The sequence below is a fragment of the Halobacillus salinarum genome (assembly GCF_022919095.1).
GTDB classification, from domain to species: Bacteria; Bacillota; Bacilli; order Bacillales; family Halobacillaceae; genus Halobacillus_B; species Halobacillus_B salinarum.
The window spans coordinates 3,059,936-3,074,468 of the sequence record NZ_CP095073.1; the positions used below are offsets into that span (position 1 = coordinate 3,059,936).

General features: G+C 40.6%; 20 protein-coding genes. 3 read left to right on the forward strand and 17 right to left on the reverse strand.

All coding sequences use genetic code 11. The annotated features are described in order from the left end of the window. Window positions 1–3 precede the first annotated feature (3 nt). From MUN89_RS15705 to MUN89_RS15720, 4 genes are all read right to left on the reverse strand, one after another. Entirely contained in the window at window positions 4–432 is a 429-nt protein-coding gene (locus MUN89_RS15705; protein WP_244708715.1) for an RNA-binding protein, read from the reverse strand. 18 nt (window positions 433–450) lie between these two features. After that, window positions 451–828 (reverse strand): hypothetical protein, encoded by a 378-nt coding sequence (locus MUN89_RS15710; protein ID WP_244708716.1) that lies wholly within the window; start codon window positions 826–828, stop codon window positions 451–453. 26 nt (window positions 829–854) lie between these two features. After that, a complete protein-coding gene (locus tag MUN89_RS15715; RefSeq protein WP_244708717.1) occupies window positions 855–1,778 on the reverse strand; it encodes a phage major capsid protein in 924 nt (307 codons plus the stop codon). A 73-nt stretch (window positions 1,779–1,851) separates the two neighbouring features. Continuing rightward, window positions 1,852–3,387, reverse strand: a complete 1,536-nt coding sequence (locus MUN89_RS15720; RefSeq protein ID WP_244708718.1) for an XkdF-like putative serine protease domain-containing protein — start codon at window positions 3,385–3,387, stop codon at window positions 1,852–1,854. Window positions 3,388–3,561: 174 nt separating this feature from the next. Between MUN89_RS15720 and MUN89_RS15725 the strand changes: the two genes are divergently transcribed. Then, the gene (locus tag MUN89_RS15725) at window positions 3,562–3,930 is read left to right on the forward strand and encodes a hypothetical protein (RefSeq protein WP_244708719.1); all 369 of its coding nucleotides are present in this window, start codon (window positions 3,562–3,564) and stop codon (window positions 3,928–3,930) included. Window positions 3,931–3,966: 36 nt separating this feature from the next. Here MUN89_RS15725 and MUN89_RS15730 read toward each other — a convergent pair whose 3' ends face one another. The 12 genes from MUN89_RS15730 to MUN89_RS15785 all read right to left on the reverse strand — a co-directional run bounded on the left by MUN89_RS15730 (window position 3,967) and on the right by MUN89_RS15785 (window position 13,170). Next, window positions 3,967–4,839, reverse strand: coding sequence for a phage head morphogenesis protein (locus MUN89_RS15730; protein ID WP_244708720.1), 873 nt, complete (start codon window positions 4,837–4,839; stop codon window positions 3,967–3,969). 6 nt (window positions 4,840–4,845) lie between these two features. Beyond that, window positions 4,846–6,282, reverse strand: coding sequence for a phage portal protein (locus tag MUN89_RS15735; protein ID WP_244708721.1), 1,437 nt, complete (start codon window positions 6,280–6,282; stop codon window positions 4,846–4,848). Window positions 6,283–6,304: 22 nt separating this feature from the next. Further along, window positions 6,305–7,708, reverse strand: coding sequence for a phage terminase large subunit (terL, locus tag MUN89_RS15740; RefSeq protein WP_244708722.1), 1,404 nt, complete (start codon window positions 7,706–7,708; stop codon window positions 6,305–6,307). Further along, window positions 7,680–8,531, reverse strand: a complete 852-nt coding sequence (gene terS, locus MUN89_RS15745) for a phage terminase small subunit (protein ID WP_244708723.1) — start codon at window positions 8,529–8,531, stop codon at window positions 7,680–7,682. Before terS ends, terL begins: the two co-directional genes overlap by 29 nt. Window positions 8,532–8,578: 47 nt before the next feature. Beyond that, the gene (locus tag MUN89_RS15750) at window positions 8,579–8,821 is read right to left on the reverse strand and encodes a hypothetical protein (RefSeq protein WP_244713860.1); all 243 of its coding nucleotides are present in this window, start codon (window positions 8,819–8,821) and stop codon (window positions 8,579–8,581) included. Window positions 8,822–8,956: 135 nt separating this feature from the next. Next, entirely contained in the window at window positions 8,957–10,249 is a 1,293-nt protein-coding gene (locus MUN89_RS15755) for a site-specific DNA-methyltransferase (protein ID WP_244708724.1), read from the reverse strand. Between the two features lie 73 nt (window positions 10,250–10,322). Next, entirely contained in the window at window positions 10,323–10,601 is a 279-nt protein-coding gene (locus MUN89_RS15760) for a hypothetical protein (RefSeq protein ID WP_244708725.1), read from the reverse strand. 113 nt (window positions 10,602–10,714) lie between these two features. Beyond that, window positions 10,715–10,975, reverse strand: a complete 261-nt coding sequence (locus MUN89_RS15765) for a hypothetical protein (RefSeq protein WP_244708726.1) — start codon at window positions 10,973–10,975, stop codon at window positions 10,715–10,717. A gap of 385 nt (window positions 10,976–11,360) precedes the next feature. Beyond that, window positions 11,361–11,576 (reverse strand): hypothetical protein, encoded by a 216-nt coding sequence (locus MUN89_RS15770; RefSeq protein WP_244708727.1) that lies wholly within the window; start codon window positions 11,574–11,576, stop codon window positions 11,361–11,363. Window positions 11,577–11,621: 45 nt separating this feature from the next. Further along, window positions 11,622–12,140: a sigma-70 family RNA polymerase sigma factor gene (locus tag MUN89_RS15775; RefSeq protein ID WP_244708728.1), complete on the reverse strand. Its 519-nt coding sequence runs from the start codon at window positions 12,138–12,140 to the stop codon at window positions 11,622–11,624. Window positions 12,141–12,228: 88 nt separating this feature from the next. Then, window positions 12,229–12,951, reverse strand: coding sequence for a hypothetical protein (locus MUN89_RS15780; RefSeq protein ID WP_244708729.1), 723 nt, complete (start codon window positions 12,949–12,951; stop codon window positions 12,229–12,231). 12 nt (window positions 12,952–12,963) lie between these two features. Then, window positions 12,964–13,170 carry an XtrA/YqaO family protein gene (locus MUN89_RS15785; protein WP_244708730.1) on the reverse strand — a complete coding sequence of 69 codons (207 nt, stop codon included), beginning with the start codon at window positions 13,168–13,170 and terminating at the stop codon, window positions 12,964–12,966. A 147-nt stretch (window positions 13,171–13,317) separates the two neighbouring features. On the opposite strand from MUN89_RS15785, the gene MUN89_RS15790 reads away from it, so the two are divergent. Then, on the forward strand, window positions 13,318–13,407 hold the full coding sequence (locus tag MUN89_RS15790) for a YjcZ family sporulation protein (protein ID WP_244708731.1): 90 nt from the start codon (window positions 13,318–13,320) through the stop codon (window positions 13,405–13,407). A 314-nt stretch (window positions 13,408–13,721) separates the two neighbouring features. Here the strand turns inward: MUN89_RS15790 and MUN89_RS15795 are convergent, their stop codons facing one another. Continuing rightward, on the reverse strand, window positions 13,722–13,955 hold the full coding sequence (locus MUN89_RS15795; RefSeq protein WP_244708732.1) for a hypothetical protein: 234 nt from the start codon (window positions 13,953–13,955) through the stop codon (window positions 13,722–13,724). Window positions 13,956–14,301: 346 nt separating this feature from the next. Between MUN89_RS15795 and MUN89_RS15800 the strand changes: the two genes are divergently transcribed. Further along, entirely contained in the window at window positions 14,302–14,532 is a 231-nt protein-coding gene (locus MUN89_RS15800) for a hypothetical protein (protein ID WP_244708733.1), read from the forward strand. Window position 14,533 lies beyond the last annotated feature (1 nt).

Consider the following 14,533-nt stretch of genomic DNA (forward strand, 5'->3'; position numbering starts at 1 on the left):
CTCTTAAGCGTCTGCATGGAAATCGTCTAAAGAAGAAAAAACCGAAACCCTTCGCTCCTGGAAGGGCTTTAGCTCTTTATTTATGTCCTTAGTCACTTCAGCTGTATTAATCACCGATACCGCAAAATCATTAATCTGAATGATTGGACTGGACCGCTGTTGTTGGGCCGTCGCAACCAACTTCGCTACGGTACGGGTAACAATATCCTGCATCGCTTCATATTCTTCATCTTCTGGAAAGACAGGATGTCCTAACCGCGTACGAATATGAGACGCAATCTGCTTAATCCACCGATTTAATAAATCATCTAAAGCTTTCTCCTGGTCATCCTCATTTGGAAATCTAAAATCATTCGTGGAAATGCCGGTAAGCTTCTTAATATCATCAGCGGTGACGATTTCCGTTACATTATTACCTTCAAACAAAGGCATGATGCTGCCTCCTTAACGTTACGCTTCAGCCTTCATTCCTTCTAGCTCGTCTAATAACGTGCTCCGATTTTTTCCTTCCATCTCATCGGCTATCGCTTGATCTATATCGAGCTTGCCTTCCTGCACGGCTTTAATCACTTCATCAACCGTTAGGTCAGACAAATTAAAGTCTTCTTCAGTATGATTCTGCGGATTGTCACTCGTCTTAGTGCTCGAGATATCCGAACCTTTATCCGAGTCAGGGTTAATAACCTCTACTTGAAAATCCTTCACAGCTTTCACCGTTAAATACTCTCGATTGCTGACCGTCAGTTCCACCGGTTCTTTAGGAGAAAACCCGACACCTAATCGGAACCGGGTTTTTTTTCCTTTATTTATGACTTTAATATCTTTCATTGATGCTCCCTCCTCCTTGTTCTGAATTATCCGCTGAATCCACGACCGACCACTGCAGCATTTTCATCTTCATAATGGCAGTCGACTCGCATCGTAGTGACGAAATCTGTAAGTCGTTTCTTCGCCTGACGATCGGGCTCAATACGAATGTCGCGATACATCCCATAAACAAGGTTTGAGCTTGGAGCAAGTAGAACTGTACCTGCAGGCATATTCGAAGAATCCTCGACCCCGATTCCCTTGTAGGCAAGTCCTTGAGCAGTTGTCTGTGCAGAATCACCTAAGCCTGTACCTCGGTTACGCAAGACATTTCGGTAGGCGTCCTCTATATCCCAATGAGCATAGAACTTCCAATCTTCACGATTCCGAAGATATTTCTTCGGAACAGCGTGAATCATGGAGTCGAACATAGATTCCACATCATCGGAAGCAAAGTCTGCGTCACTTGTTCCGTCCACTTCATTAGCTGCTTTCTTCAACCAGCCATCCGTTAATGCCAGGAATGGATCTGAACTAGACTTATCCCCTTGAATAAATAGTTCCTCAAGATCGAGTCCTGCCCGATCGGCAATAAGGTCAATAAGCGTATTCTCAAAATCTTCTTCCTCGATGTTATCTTCGAGTGTAGAATCTGTAAGTCCAGCAATGGCAATCGCTTCCACAGATTCGAGAGTGTTCGTATCCGTATTTGGGCTAGACTCTCCATTCGGTTCATCGGCTTCTGTCGCCGCTCTTAAAATACGTGCAGCAAATCCTACGCGGTCAATATCGTGGGTATGACTCTGCATATTTATTCGACGGGCACGGTCTAAGAGTTTCGTAGATGCAGATACGGTCCGCACAAAGCGCTGTCGTTTCTCTCTTGCTAAAATTGATGAGCCTAAATCAGAACGTTGCATAGCCTTCATGGCATTTTGTACTTTTGCGAGCATGTCTTGATTGGTATCCAATGGAAAAACCTCCTGTGTAAATAAAAATAATTATGCATATAAAAAAGCCACCGCTTCTTTCTCAGCGATAGCTTTATTCAGCCTTACGTTTAAAACCAAAGGCGTTTCGATCATTCTGCGTTTCTTGTGATTTTTCAGATTGGTTATCTTGTCCGGCCAGCCGTCTTGAGAAAGGTTGATGCTGCTTGGCTTTTTCAAGTTCTTTCATTACTTTATCCCATTCTTCATCAGTGGGTGTGTCTGCGCTTGATTTGGTGGAGGTCTCTTCTCCTTCATCATCCTCCGATCCTGGCTCTGCCTCTTCTGTTTGACTGTCAGCTGCTATTTCACTTGATTCTTGCTGGTCATCCTCTTCTTGAGAAGAATGATCACCTTGAGAACCTTTTAAGGTGTTCAGCAGTTCGTTGATTTTATCGTTAACAGGCTCGACAGATTTTTTAATCATTTCCTGTACTTCAGATTCTTTCATATCTAATTCACCTTCTTGTTTAGATTTATGAGAACGCTCCGACTGAGCACTGGCAATAAGGTCGTTAATCACCTCTTGAGCTTCCAGAAGCTTGCGATAATTTTCTTCATTAATTGTTCGGCCTGCTTTTTCTGCAGGCTTAAAGAATTTCATGATTTTCTGCATGATCCCCTCGGACTGGTTCTTTCGGTCGTCCTGCTCCTGAGCCTCATTTTTGAAAGATAAAGTCTGGCTCTCTTCCGCTTCTCCAGATTGAGATAAAACAGCTGCGCTTGGACCCGATTCCTCAACAGGAACCACGTTTTCTTCGATCCTTACTTCCCTTGGCTCTCCCGTAAAAGTGACATTTCCTTGGTCATCCATTTCATAACCCAGTTGGATCAATTTCACTTCTTCTAGCAAGTAATCCTCTAACCGGATAATCACGGAGTCTTGAAGGGTGGAATGCACATACGATTCCGTAGTGTCTGAATCAAAGGTAGCGTACACTTGCCTTCGGACTAACCGTTCCCTTTGTTCCAATGAGCCATTTATCGCTTTGGCCACGACCTCATCTGTAATCTCGCCAACCTCTTCTTTCTGCACGTTTTTCTTGGATGAAGCGTTAGAGGATTCTTTATCAGATGACTTACTTTTCACTGCGATATATTTAGCTTTTGGGACAGCCGGCTCATCGACAAGAGAAACGGCATTGACCACCCATCCTTCGCCTTCTTCTAAATCGGCTAGCGTTGTCCGTTTCTGAGCTGCATTCTTTTCTGACCGTTTCGATTTAAGACTCGCTTTTTCAATGGCCATAATCGAAAATCCTCCCAATCGTCCATCTTTCACCGCTTCCCAGGAAGCATCATTTGTGACTCGGACTCCTAACATCCAACTTCCTTTTGGTACAACTTTTTCTTGATTAATGTGTAAATCAACAGGAACAATGTAAGATTCGATAACTTTTCCCACATTGTTCAGCGAGTGCTGCAGGTCGATATTGCCGTACTCTTCAACAAATTGATGGGCTACTTCCTCGATCTTCTCTGCACTTACGACGTCTCCGTCCGTATCTTCCTCTTCTGGAATAAGAACGGGTCCATGGACAATCCTCTTTTCCTCGTTCTTAAAGACGAGAGGCGCTGTCAATTCAGGCATGAGTCTCTCTCCTTTCCTAAGAATTATTGAGTTTCCTCTATTGCTAAACCACTCCCAACACCTCCCCATAGGAATTTGTTTTTTGTTGGTACAACTTTTAACTGAGTAAACTTTACAGCTTTTTCGACTCCCATTAAAATGTGGAAGAGTTTTCATTAATAAGGAGGTCTACTCATGAAAAAAGTTTTAAGTATCATCCTATTTTTAGGAATCTTTATACTAGCAGCATGTAGTGCAAACTCTGGATCAGTTCCTGAGTATGAAATCACGAACGAGAATTTAGAAAGTAACGGAACAGAACATTTAACCGTTAGCACTGACGCCACTGAAGAAGAAAAACTCAAGGAAATCGTTCGTGATATCTCCCATAAATATACGGAGTCTGATTCCGTTCGTATTTACATAACAAATGGAGAAGATCGAAATGATCCAGCTGTCATGACAGCAAAGTATGCCAATACCGATAAGGGGTTATTTCAAACCGGATTAGAAAGCACTGATAATTTTTACGCAGACTATATAGAAAGTAATATCGATAAGTAGGTCATTCCAATGGCCTGCTTATTTTCGTGTAACCAATTAAGCACTCATTGGATAATAAGGCGTGGTAAGAATCGTTTCATTCTTCTTAGGTAAATACGGACGCATACGACAACGACAATTAATCCATTCCCCAATGGGGCCACTGCGATCTAATGGCCGCATTAATCCGTTGGAGAATCGTTCATCCCTTCTCACCACTTCGCCATGTAAGGAAACATGGTCATAGCGATCACTGGAATCTCTTCCTCTTACTCTACGATCGCCTACCGTTAACCATTGCTTGTATTGCACATCATAATCTTGCATGGTTCTCTCAATGCCTTCATTCTGCGCCCCTTGGACTTCGGTTCTAGCAATCGTTCGCAAGCGATAGTCTCTAAGGTGGCTAAAATCTGCTCTCAGGGAACGAGCTGCTTCATCAATGCCTACCCCCTCTTCAAAACCAGCTGCTAGTGTTCCAGCAAAGTCTCCTTTGATCCGTTCGAAAGTATCTTTAGAAAAAGTATAGATTCGATTCTTTAATTCTTCGGTTGCTTGATCACTGAATTCACTTAAAGCAATTTCAACGCCTTGCTCGGCAATGTCATCAGCGGTTAATTGCCTTCCTGTTGCCGCACTCACTAAACCTTCCTCAGAGATGATTTCACTCATCTGCTCAAAGGGAGCTTCCATGATGAGATCAATAAGAGCTTTTTGTTCTGCTGGATTGCCCGGCAGATAACCTTTCTCCCTCAATGCTTGGATGAAAGACGATTCTAATCCCACCTGCGCGCGAAACAACCGATTGCTTAACCGGTCTTCAATCGAGAGAATCTCTTCTTCACGATCCTTCATGGCTGGATAGAATCCGTAACTGCTCATGAACTTCATCACTTGGAGATTCATACGTTCAGCTGTTTTCTTATCCATCCCTCATCACCCTTTGGTTGCCGTCTTAATCAGCTTTTCATGTAAGTCTTTCATCGATCGCATGATCGCTTGCACTTCTTCGTTGCTCGCATCTAACGGCCTACCATTGACGAAATGGCGATCCATGTTGGGATCCTCGAGAGGCTCTTTCCCCATATCCATGAGGACCATATTAGGACTGTACGCTCCCATGCTAAACAATTTATCTAGTCGGTTAATCTCTTTATCTACATCTCTCGTATCAATCTGTTTAAAGCGAAACACCCAATCGGTGACTCCTAACCCTTCCTGCAGCAGGAATCGATTGATACGGTTTTCGAGTAACTCCTGTTTGGGCTTTACGATTGATTGTTTATAAATCTCGGTAGCTTCGCTGGCACTGGATCCTCCCAGCTGTCCTTCTACCGTTATTCCAGCACGATAAGGTGGAACTCCATGAGCCGATAAAACCTCATCTCGATTATCCTGGCGGAACATACGGAAGCTCGCTTCTTTGGTGTCTGTACTTAGCGCTTGGAAATTGAATTCAATTGGCTCCTCGCTCATATCTCCTTCGGCTTTCTTTGCCGTTAACACAAGCGTGGAGTGATTGGACTTTTTCACATCCTGCTGGAAGAACTTCTGGATTTGTTTCTCGGTATCTTCATCTAATTCCGCTCCGCTCACCGTAACGGCATAAGCAGGAATCGCATGGTTATCAAAAAAGGAGATATTGTACTCCTGGCGTTCACGATCCCCCAATACCGCTCCTAATGCCGGCATGATATCGGGTATGCCATAGTAATCGGACCGGCTAGTGTAATTTCGGATATGAAGAACTTCATTAGCCCGCTCGCTTTCATCCAGTTCACCAAGCTTAAAATACTCGCCGGTTTGATAATGAACGTCTTGCTCTAAACCAAACCGTTTGAACCATACACGCTCCGATCCCCGGATTTGCACGTAACGGTCCATATCTTTATGGCGCCGCATCGTATGAGAAGGAATATGTTCGATTCCAACTAATTCCTGATCTTTATTCCTAATTACTTCATGATATCCATCCCCAGTGGCTTCAAAATCGACCATCACTTGGTCGTTAATTTCCGATAACGTTAATAAGGGATTCGGGTTCTTGAGAAAATCATTCGCTACTTTCCTCTGCTCCTCGCTAGGATTTTCCACTTCATCCGCTGCTTCTAAATACCACCCTAAGCCTGCTATATCTCTTGCCTTTGTCTTTACCGAACGATAATGGTGGGTATTCATTTCTAAGAGCTCTGCCAGGGCTTCAGGATTATAAAGGGGTTGGATCAAACCATATTCCCCGTACGCCGTTTTAAAGCGGTCACTGGGAATCTTTTTTGAGCCCCCATCACTATCCTGTTTGATCGCATATCGGTCCATATACTTTTGAGAAACCACTTCCCCATCATCCAGCACATAGGCATGCGTTTTGGCCATCTTTCATCACCTCCAGCTGTCATTAATAACTTCTCGCTTTTACTTTTGGTTTGGCTTTGTATCGTTCGAATCGATTGAGTGCCTGAGTCATGCTATCCACCTGGTCATCATGTTTTCCATTCGGAAAAGATACACATTCTTCAACAAAATCATGCACCCATGGGGCCACAGATGGATCCGGAATATAAACATTCCCAGCTTCGATTTGTGGGGAAACAGCATAAGCCCTGGCTTCTTTACTTCCATTAGGCTCAATCGGTATCAGTCCTGTAATTCTTTTCTTTAAAGAAGAGATAACGGCAGGTCCATTGGCTTTATCCTCAATCAACTTAGCCCTTGCCTTTGGCCACTTTGCGGAAAGGCTGATTACCGCCTTGATAGTTTCATTAAAACTTAGGCGTCCTCTCACCTGGTCTAATAAATAACGGTCGGCCCCTTTCTTTCCCCACACTTGTCCAACCACGTAGTCAGAAGCCTTACTATCCTTGAAGGTCATATCCCACGATTGAATGATTTCGTCGAAGTGACCCGGGGCCCTAGAGTAATATTGAAACCAGCCACGTTTAATAATAGCTCCTCCAGCTGGCGAAGGCCGTTGTTGATACAAAGCCGTCCAGGTCTGGCTGCCGACTTCAATTTTTTTGTTATCTGCCCACTCCTCGTCGAATCCAAGTTCAGGACAGAGCGGTTCTCCTATTTCCCGTTGCAACAGATCATCTTCGTCTTCGGCTATAGCCGGCATCCGAATTCCTTCCCAGTCATAAGGACTTTGTTCCAGCAGCCGCCCAACTAAATCATCTTCATGCCACCGAGTCATGATGACAATGACAGATCCACCTTTATGAAGACGCGTGGATAGGGTCGCTTCCCATTCGCCCCAAACCTTGTCTCTCATGGTCTGGGAGTCTGCTTCTTCCTTGTTTTTGAACGGATCATCAATAACGAGAAGGTCTGCCCCTTCCCCGGTGATGGAACCCCCAATCCCAGTGGCGATCATTCCGCCGGTATGGCCATGAATGCCCCAATTATTCTGAGCCGCATTGATAGACGACAAGGAGATACCAAATAATCCTGGGCCATATTCATTAACCTTTTCACGATTTAAGCGCCCAAACTTACGAGCTAATGAGTCGGAATAAGAAGCAGCGATCACTCGTTTATCCGGATTCTTCGATAGAAAATATGAAGGAAAAGACTCGGTCACTGTCATGGATTTCCCATGCCGTGGAGGCAATTCAATAATTAAATGCTTTTGCTGTCCATGAGCAATGGGTTCCAGTCTTTCGGAAATATATTCAGTATGACGGAAATGCCGGTAATTTCCTCGATGGACTCGAACGACATAATCCTTAAAAGAGCGCTTGGCCAATTCATTTTGGGCTGCTTCAACAATGGAGTCACGTTGATGGTTTGTTAAGTTTAGCAAGCTCTCTCAACTCCTCCATGCTCAACCCACTTAAATCTAAAGGATTTTCTTTTTGGCCAACACTAGGGGATACCTTAGCTTTTGCTTTCTCGATGACCAACTTCTCCTCATCAAGCAGCTTCCGGTGATTAAATTGAGTTTCAATCTCGTGTTTCAATTTGATGGTCCGCATTTTTTGTCCTTGGACACGTGTGAGAGCATCCTCGATCTTTAAGATGTCATCGATTTTCCGATACTCTTTCTCGGCAATCTCGGTAACTACTAGCTCCTGCTTGTTTCGTGTAACGATCTTGGTTTCACCGGATTTATCATCATAGACTTCCATTGGTTCTTTCACGGATTGTAGCTCCTGGAGCACTCTTTTCTCTTTCTGAGTTAATCCATTCATCGCGTCTTTGATCCGTTGCAACATGCGCCTTTCTCGGATGGAAAGAATGCGGATATTCTCCTCCAGCTGCAATAAGGGGGATGTATCGATCCCATGAAAAAGAGAACGTTCCTCATCTGAAAGAACGTCCTCAAAAATGGTTTCATATTCACCTGTCGTTACCGCATTTTTATTTTGATAAGGAGCCGCGCCTCCCGGGTTCCCTTTAGCATTCTGATTCCCAGGAGGGGCTCCGCGTGGTTTAGGAGCGCTCTTTTTCGGTTTAGGAGCGCTCCCTTTCAATTCTTTCTCCCATTGATCTGTTGCTTTCCATTTCCTTATCGTGCTACTGGAAACGTCAAACTGTTCAGCAAGATCAACAAGTTTTATATTTCCTTCCCTTTTCAGCCATTGCTTCTTTGCCTTATCCCTCCTGGGGTCACGTGGTCGAGGCATTACATCATCACCCACCTCCGATGGCTTCCATAGGATTTGTGTTTGTTTCAGTATTCATCGTCTTTTTGCAATTGGAGGTCTAATTCAATTAGTTTCTTCAAATCCTCCACGGATTCAATCTTGATGTGTCCGCCTTGAAAGTCACGCACCCATCTCGTAATCCCAGCATTGACGATCTTTCGATATTTATCTTTGGATTCTTCTATATCTTCAATTTGCTTTAACTCATATTGGATTTTTAATGATTCTTTTTCGTCAATCGAACTTTTGTTCGTGTTTTTCATTGCCAGCCACCTAGCCTTCCATTAGAATAGAAGTGAGAGCGTGTCCTTCACTCAACCGTGGCCACGGTACGAACACGCTCTCTGCCAGGTTGCTCTGGCAACCCCTTTCAAAGGAGGGTGCTACTCACACCCTCCTTTTTATTATTCCTCATTACGTGGATTCAGTAACTTTGGTGTAATCCCTGTGTATTCCTCATACCTCTTCTTAATTGCATCACAAAAATAAGGATCCAGTTCTAGTAAACCACAATCTCTTCCCAGCTGTTCACAAGCTAGTAAGGTGGATCCGCTACCTCCAAAGAAATCTACTACAAAATCACCTTTCTTGCTGCTGTTTTTCAATGGAATAGAAATGAGTTCCAATGGTTTTTGCGTTGGATGCACATATTTTGAAACATCCCCTCGAGAAACTTCCCAAACTGATTCAGGTTCAGGTTCTTCAACAGGTAACCCCGCTTTCCAAACTGTCGTTTGTTTCCGATCCCCGTACCAATAAGGCGAGTTTCCTTTTTTGAAAGCATAAAAAATAGGCTCATGCTTATAGCGATACTGAGCCCATCCAAAGGTAGGTGCGTTCTTTACCCAAATACATTGGGATCGCACTTCTATATCATGTTGGTTCATGGCATCTTCAAATTCGCGTTGGTAGGATGAAGGGTGAAAGACATAAATAGCTGCTTTGTCATCCATAATATTCGCATACTCTCGAAAAACCGAACTGAGAAAGCCTTCAAACAGGTCCTCGTCCATATCATCGTTCATGATGGAACCATGGCCACTTCCCTTTAATTCTTTAGCATCACTTTTTACAGCAACATTATAGGGAGGGTCCGTGACAATAAGGTTGGCTTTTCTTTCTCCAAGTAATTTCAAAACGTCTTCCCTCTTCGTCGCATCTCCACAAACGAGGAAATGCCTGCCGAGCTGCCAAACGTCTCCATCCTGAGTTTCAGCTTCGGTGTTTTTAAGTTCTTCAATCTTTCCATGAAAATCAAAACTATCTTCTTCGACGGTACTCTCCGTATCTTCGGGAACACTTGCTAAGATTTCCTCAAGTTCCTCCCCGTCAAAGCCTGTAATTTCCACATTCATCTCTGAATCATCCAACTCTTGAAGAAGAACCTGAAGCTTCTCTTCGTCCCATCCACCTTCAATTTTATTAAGGGCAATGTTCAAAGTCTTCTCTTTTTCGAGAGGAAGATCCACGACTGAAACTTGAATTTCTTCCGGGTCGTCCTCCAACAGGATTTTAAATCTCTGGTGGCCACCTACTAAATTTCCTGTTTGTTTATTCCAGACTAATGGATCAACGTAACCAAACTCCTGAATAGATTTCTTTAATTTCTGATATTCTTCATCTTTTGAATTTAAATCCCGTCTAGGATTATAAACGGAAGGATTTATGTTTGCCGTTTTTATGGATTGGATGTTCACACACAAGCACCTCATTTTTATTAACATCTATGTGTGTATAGGTGGCATTCGTAAGACAAAAAAACACTCCTTATTAGGAGTGTTTACCATAATCTATTAATGAGTAGCCTAACTTTCTTACCGAATGTTCTTCTAACAGATAACAAATAAAATGATTCCAATTAGAAAATTGACAATTCTTCTGGATATACTCATCTAATCTGGAATTCTTTATTAATTGCAAATCCCCATCGTGTTTTTCTAACTGAATAGGAAGGCCATCTTGAAAGTGTTGGAAATCAATCCAATTGGTATGTGTTAACAGAAAGGCCGTGGTCAACAATTGTTCAAGTACTTGGAGGTGTCCATCCACTAATATCTCCTCCTGTTTTTCGACCAAATTCGACATCCTATTAACCCATACCCTACTTTTTTTGTTAGTAACCTTACAAATTAAGGGCTAATGTACTTATAATTTTACTCTTATCATTTCTTCCTTTTCAAAACGACTAAACTGAAAGGTATTGCCAATTCAAACGGACCATTATATTTTTCTATAGAGTCTAAATCCGGATTATGAATTTCAACTTTATTTACAAAATGGCCGTGAGCAACGTAGCCTTTCAATGAATCTTTGATCACCTTCTTATTCGTTTCCAATACGATCGATCCATCTTTACGGACACTGTATGTCCCACTGATTTCGAATTTAAAAGAATCCAAAGTAAACGTCGAAAAATTTCTCATTTACAAATTACACCTCTATTGTTCATTATTCGACAAACTCTCTTTAAGAATTATACATTGAACCCTACAAAAAAGAAAATATTTCCTGTTTGACAAAAAAGTTATATAATCGATAGACAAAATAAAAAAGTTTATTCTGCGATACAGAATAAACTCCCTTGTTTTTAAGTGTTGATGTAGAAAAGCTTATTATCTACTTCTTAGACAGCAACTAAAAATTCTAAGTGTTATTTTCTTTCCTCTTTAAAGACGAAAAAAATGATCGTAACCATAATAATAATAGTGCTAAAGAATACCTTAACTTTTAATACACCCTGCCAATACAATTAGTTTCATCCTTTTTATAGTCAATTCTATCCAAATTATAAAAAGGGATAAACTACAACTACGAATGGCCTAGTGCTTCTTCAAAATAAATTTTTCCATTTATGTATAGCTCTTCAGGAAGTAAATTTCTCTCTTTTGCTACTTCCTCAATTAATATCATTGCCTCATCCAAGTCTTCTATCCTACCCTCCACTTCTGCTTTAAATCTTACGTTAAAATAAAACATAGCCAAAACTTCTAACGGTAATGCTTCATAAATTTCATTTTTGTTCAATTTTGCTCCCCCTTACTATGTCCATTATACTACATTATTTTACATTTAAGGTAAACAAAGTAAACTATCAACTGCTCTTTTTCTAATCTTTTTCAATCCTCGTTCATAGTGTTTTTGCACAGTTCCTTTCTTAACATTCATTAATGCAGCAATTTCTTCAAAAGAAAAAAGTTCAGCCACATGCATTAAGAAAACGTCTTTCTCAGTAGTAGTAAGCTCAGATAGAGCATCGTCAATCCTCTCTTTATCCCAATCATTTATTGGGTCACTATCTTCCGCAGCCTGATCTGCAACATGATAATTAAGAAAATCTAGAACTTCATTGTTCGTATAACTTAGTCTCTTATAAGCTTCCCTGCGGTCATAACCTCTCTTCGCTCCAGGAGTGCGTCCATTCTCTAACCATTCGGTAACATACTTAAGATCATTAGTAATATTCCGATAGGTTTTTATATCTGATATTTGCTGCATCGTTTTTTGTTCTTCCGGAATTCCAATTAGCTCTTGCAGCTGCCTTTTAGTATTACGTAGTGTTTGTTTATATTCGTACAAGAGATCCAGCATGAATTTCATCCTTTCATAGCAAATAAAAAAGGACACAAATCAAGAGCTTTTGCTCTGATCTGTGTCCTCAGGCTTTCCTATCTTGGACTTATCTAATTTTTTCAATTATTAATTGTTTATCTATGATCTTATCTTTTAATATTATTTTTTTCTTTTTGCATTCATTTAAACTCTCTGAATCACCCACCAAAATGTGATCTTTATTAATTGGATGAAAAACAAACCAAACATTACAATCTTCTTCAGTCTTTTCTTTATAAGAGACAATAACTTTATTCTCAAACCATTGTATAGCTAATAATGCTGGTTTAAAAAGTCTTGTTGCAAATAAACCCATTATAAAAGCGAGCGTTGCTTTACCAAAAAATAATGATATAGGATCTTTAAACGTGGTTTCAGCCATATCAATGAATTTTGAACCAACTAATACTAACAAGATTATATAAAAAATGAATAAAGGTACAATTAACTTTTTTGAACTGTTCCAATTTAATTCCACATCAAAAAAGAAATAAAAGAAAAGTATTCCACCAAAAATGCTAAAAATAGCCCCCCAGAGAGTATTAATATCCCCTAACATTGTTCCTTCTAAAAAAAGATTTATGCTTAGTAAGACAAAAGCCCAATAAATTGATTGTACTAGAAATTTTGTAATATCTAACACAATTCTTTTTTCCTTCGAAAATAATTTTTCCTCTACAACATCAGCTGTCAAACTAGTAATTGGATACATTTTTCTTACGAAAATTAGTACAGAAACAAGTACTCCTATCCAATTATATTGCTTAACAAAATCCAAAAACTGTTCCAAAATAACCACTCCTCAAAATAATTCTCCTTCTTCATACCTAATTTTAGCAGTTTTTCCTTTAGCAGTCTCTATAATTGTCGATCCATGCTCTACCGCTTCTGTTACTTTAGCCTTACCCTGGACTCCATCTAATACAATCACTTTTACTTTTCCTTTCTCAATTGCTTGTTCAGGAATCGAAAGCTTATCAGTATCAATACTTATGTCTTTAGCACGCATCGAGCAGACCCCCATGTTATAATTGAATTGTCAGATTCAGCCGAGGGCCTAGCTCTTGGCTTTCTTTATGTCTTTTTTCTTTACTGCCCATCCTTTTCACTTCACACATTCATACAATAACGTATCTGTCATTTTGGAGGTGAGCTCATGGGTTACGGTGGCGGTTATGGCGGTGGCTTCGCGCTGATCGTTGTACTGTTTATTTTGCTTGTTATTGTTGGCGCTGCTTGGTATTAAGATTTTATAGTGAATAAATTGGTGTTACATTTCGTCAGGGTTGAAGCCTTGACGTTTATTTTTTCACTAGTGTATAGCTGTTCTTAATAGTAGCCATAATGTACACGAGACTAGTCTTAATCACCATTCGCATACTCACGCAGAGGGAACTAGTACTCCTCCTCTATTCAGCCGGAATCTTTCCGGCTTTTTCTAATCACTCTTTCTGAAGTGATGTCATACCTTGTAGAATAAGGTGATTTCACTAAAATCATTTCCACCCTTTATAACACCATACTTCTCAAAAGCAATTCAGACCTACCACTGGATTGCTTTTATTCATTTGCAGGAATGCTCTTATCCCTGTAAACCGCTTTAAATAAAACAACGTCATCCATCCCCACAAAAATATCTTTGGACAAATGAGCCCTTGTATTCGATTCATGAGCGTATAATTTCTTTGTTTTATAGAGCTTCTTGATCGGAGAGATGCATTCAAAACCTCTCTCTTCAATCTCCCTGCAGCGATTCACGACTTCAGGTAAGGTTCGTCCAGTAACGGTAGTCATCAAAATCCTCTCCTCCCTCTTTGTTATTTGTCTCTAACCTCAAAGATTTTTTTTCTTGCTTCAAACCATGAACAACCATAGTGTCTCTGGATCATCTTTACATATTCAGAAAAGAGCCTTTTATTGGCTACGTAAGCCTGAGAGTTTAACTTCTTATTACACTCCAGGGGTGATTTCACTCCTTTAGGTACCTCAATTTCTACGGAGTCGAAGAATGTCATTTGGTTCAATCTAAAACCTCCTATTTTTCTTCTATCTCATAAATTCGTTGTTCCTTAAAATACATTAGCAAAAAGAACTAAATCGTAGTAATATTTAACTATTAACTTATAGAGAGGAAGATTTTATGAACATTTTTGAGGGTATTGATTTTAATTCGATGATGTTTGTTGGACCCATTATTGTACTGATAGCTACAATGAGTGCTGCTTGTTTGGTTTATTCTATTATGTTTAGTTGGTTACCTAAACAAATCTTTAATTTTTTACTGGTCGGTGTCGCACTTATAGGTGCATACATATGGGCTATACCTATGAATATGGGCTTTTTTGAATACTTTCAAAACTGGGGTGTTTGAT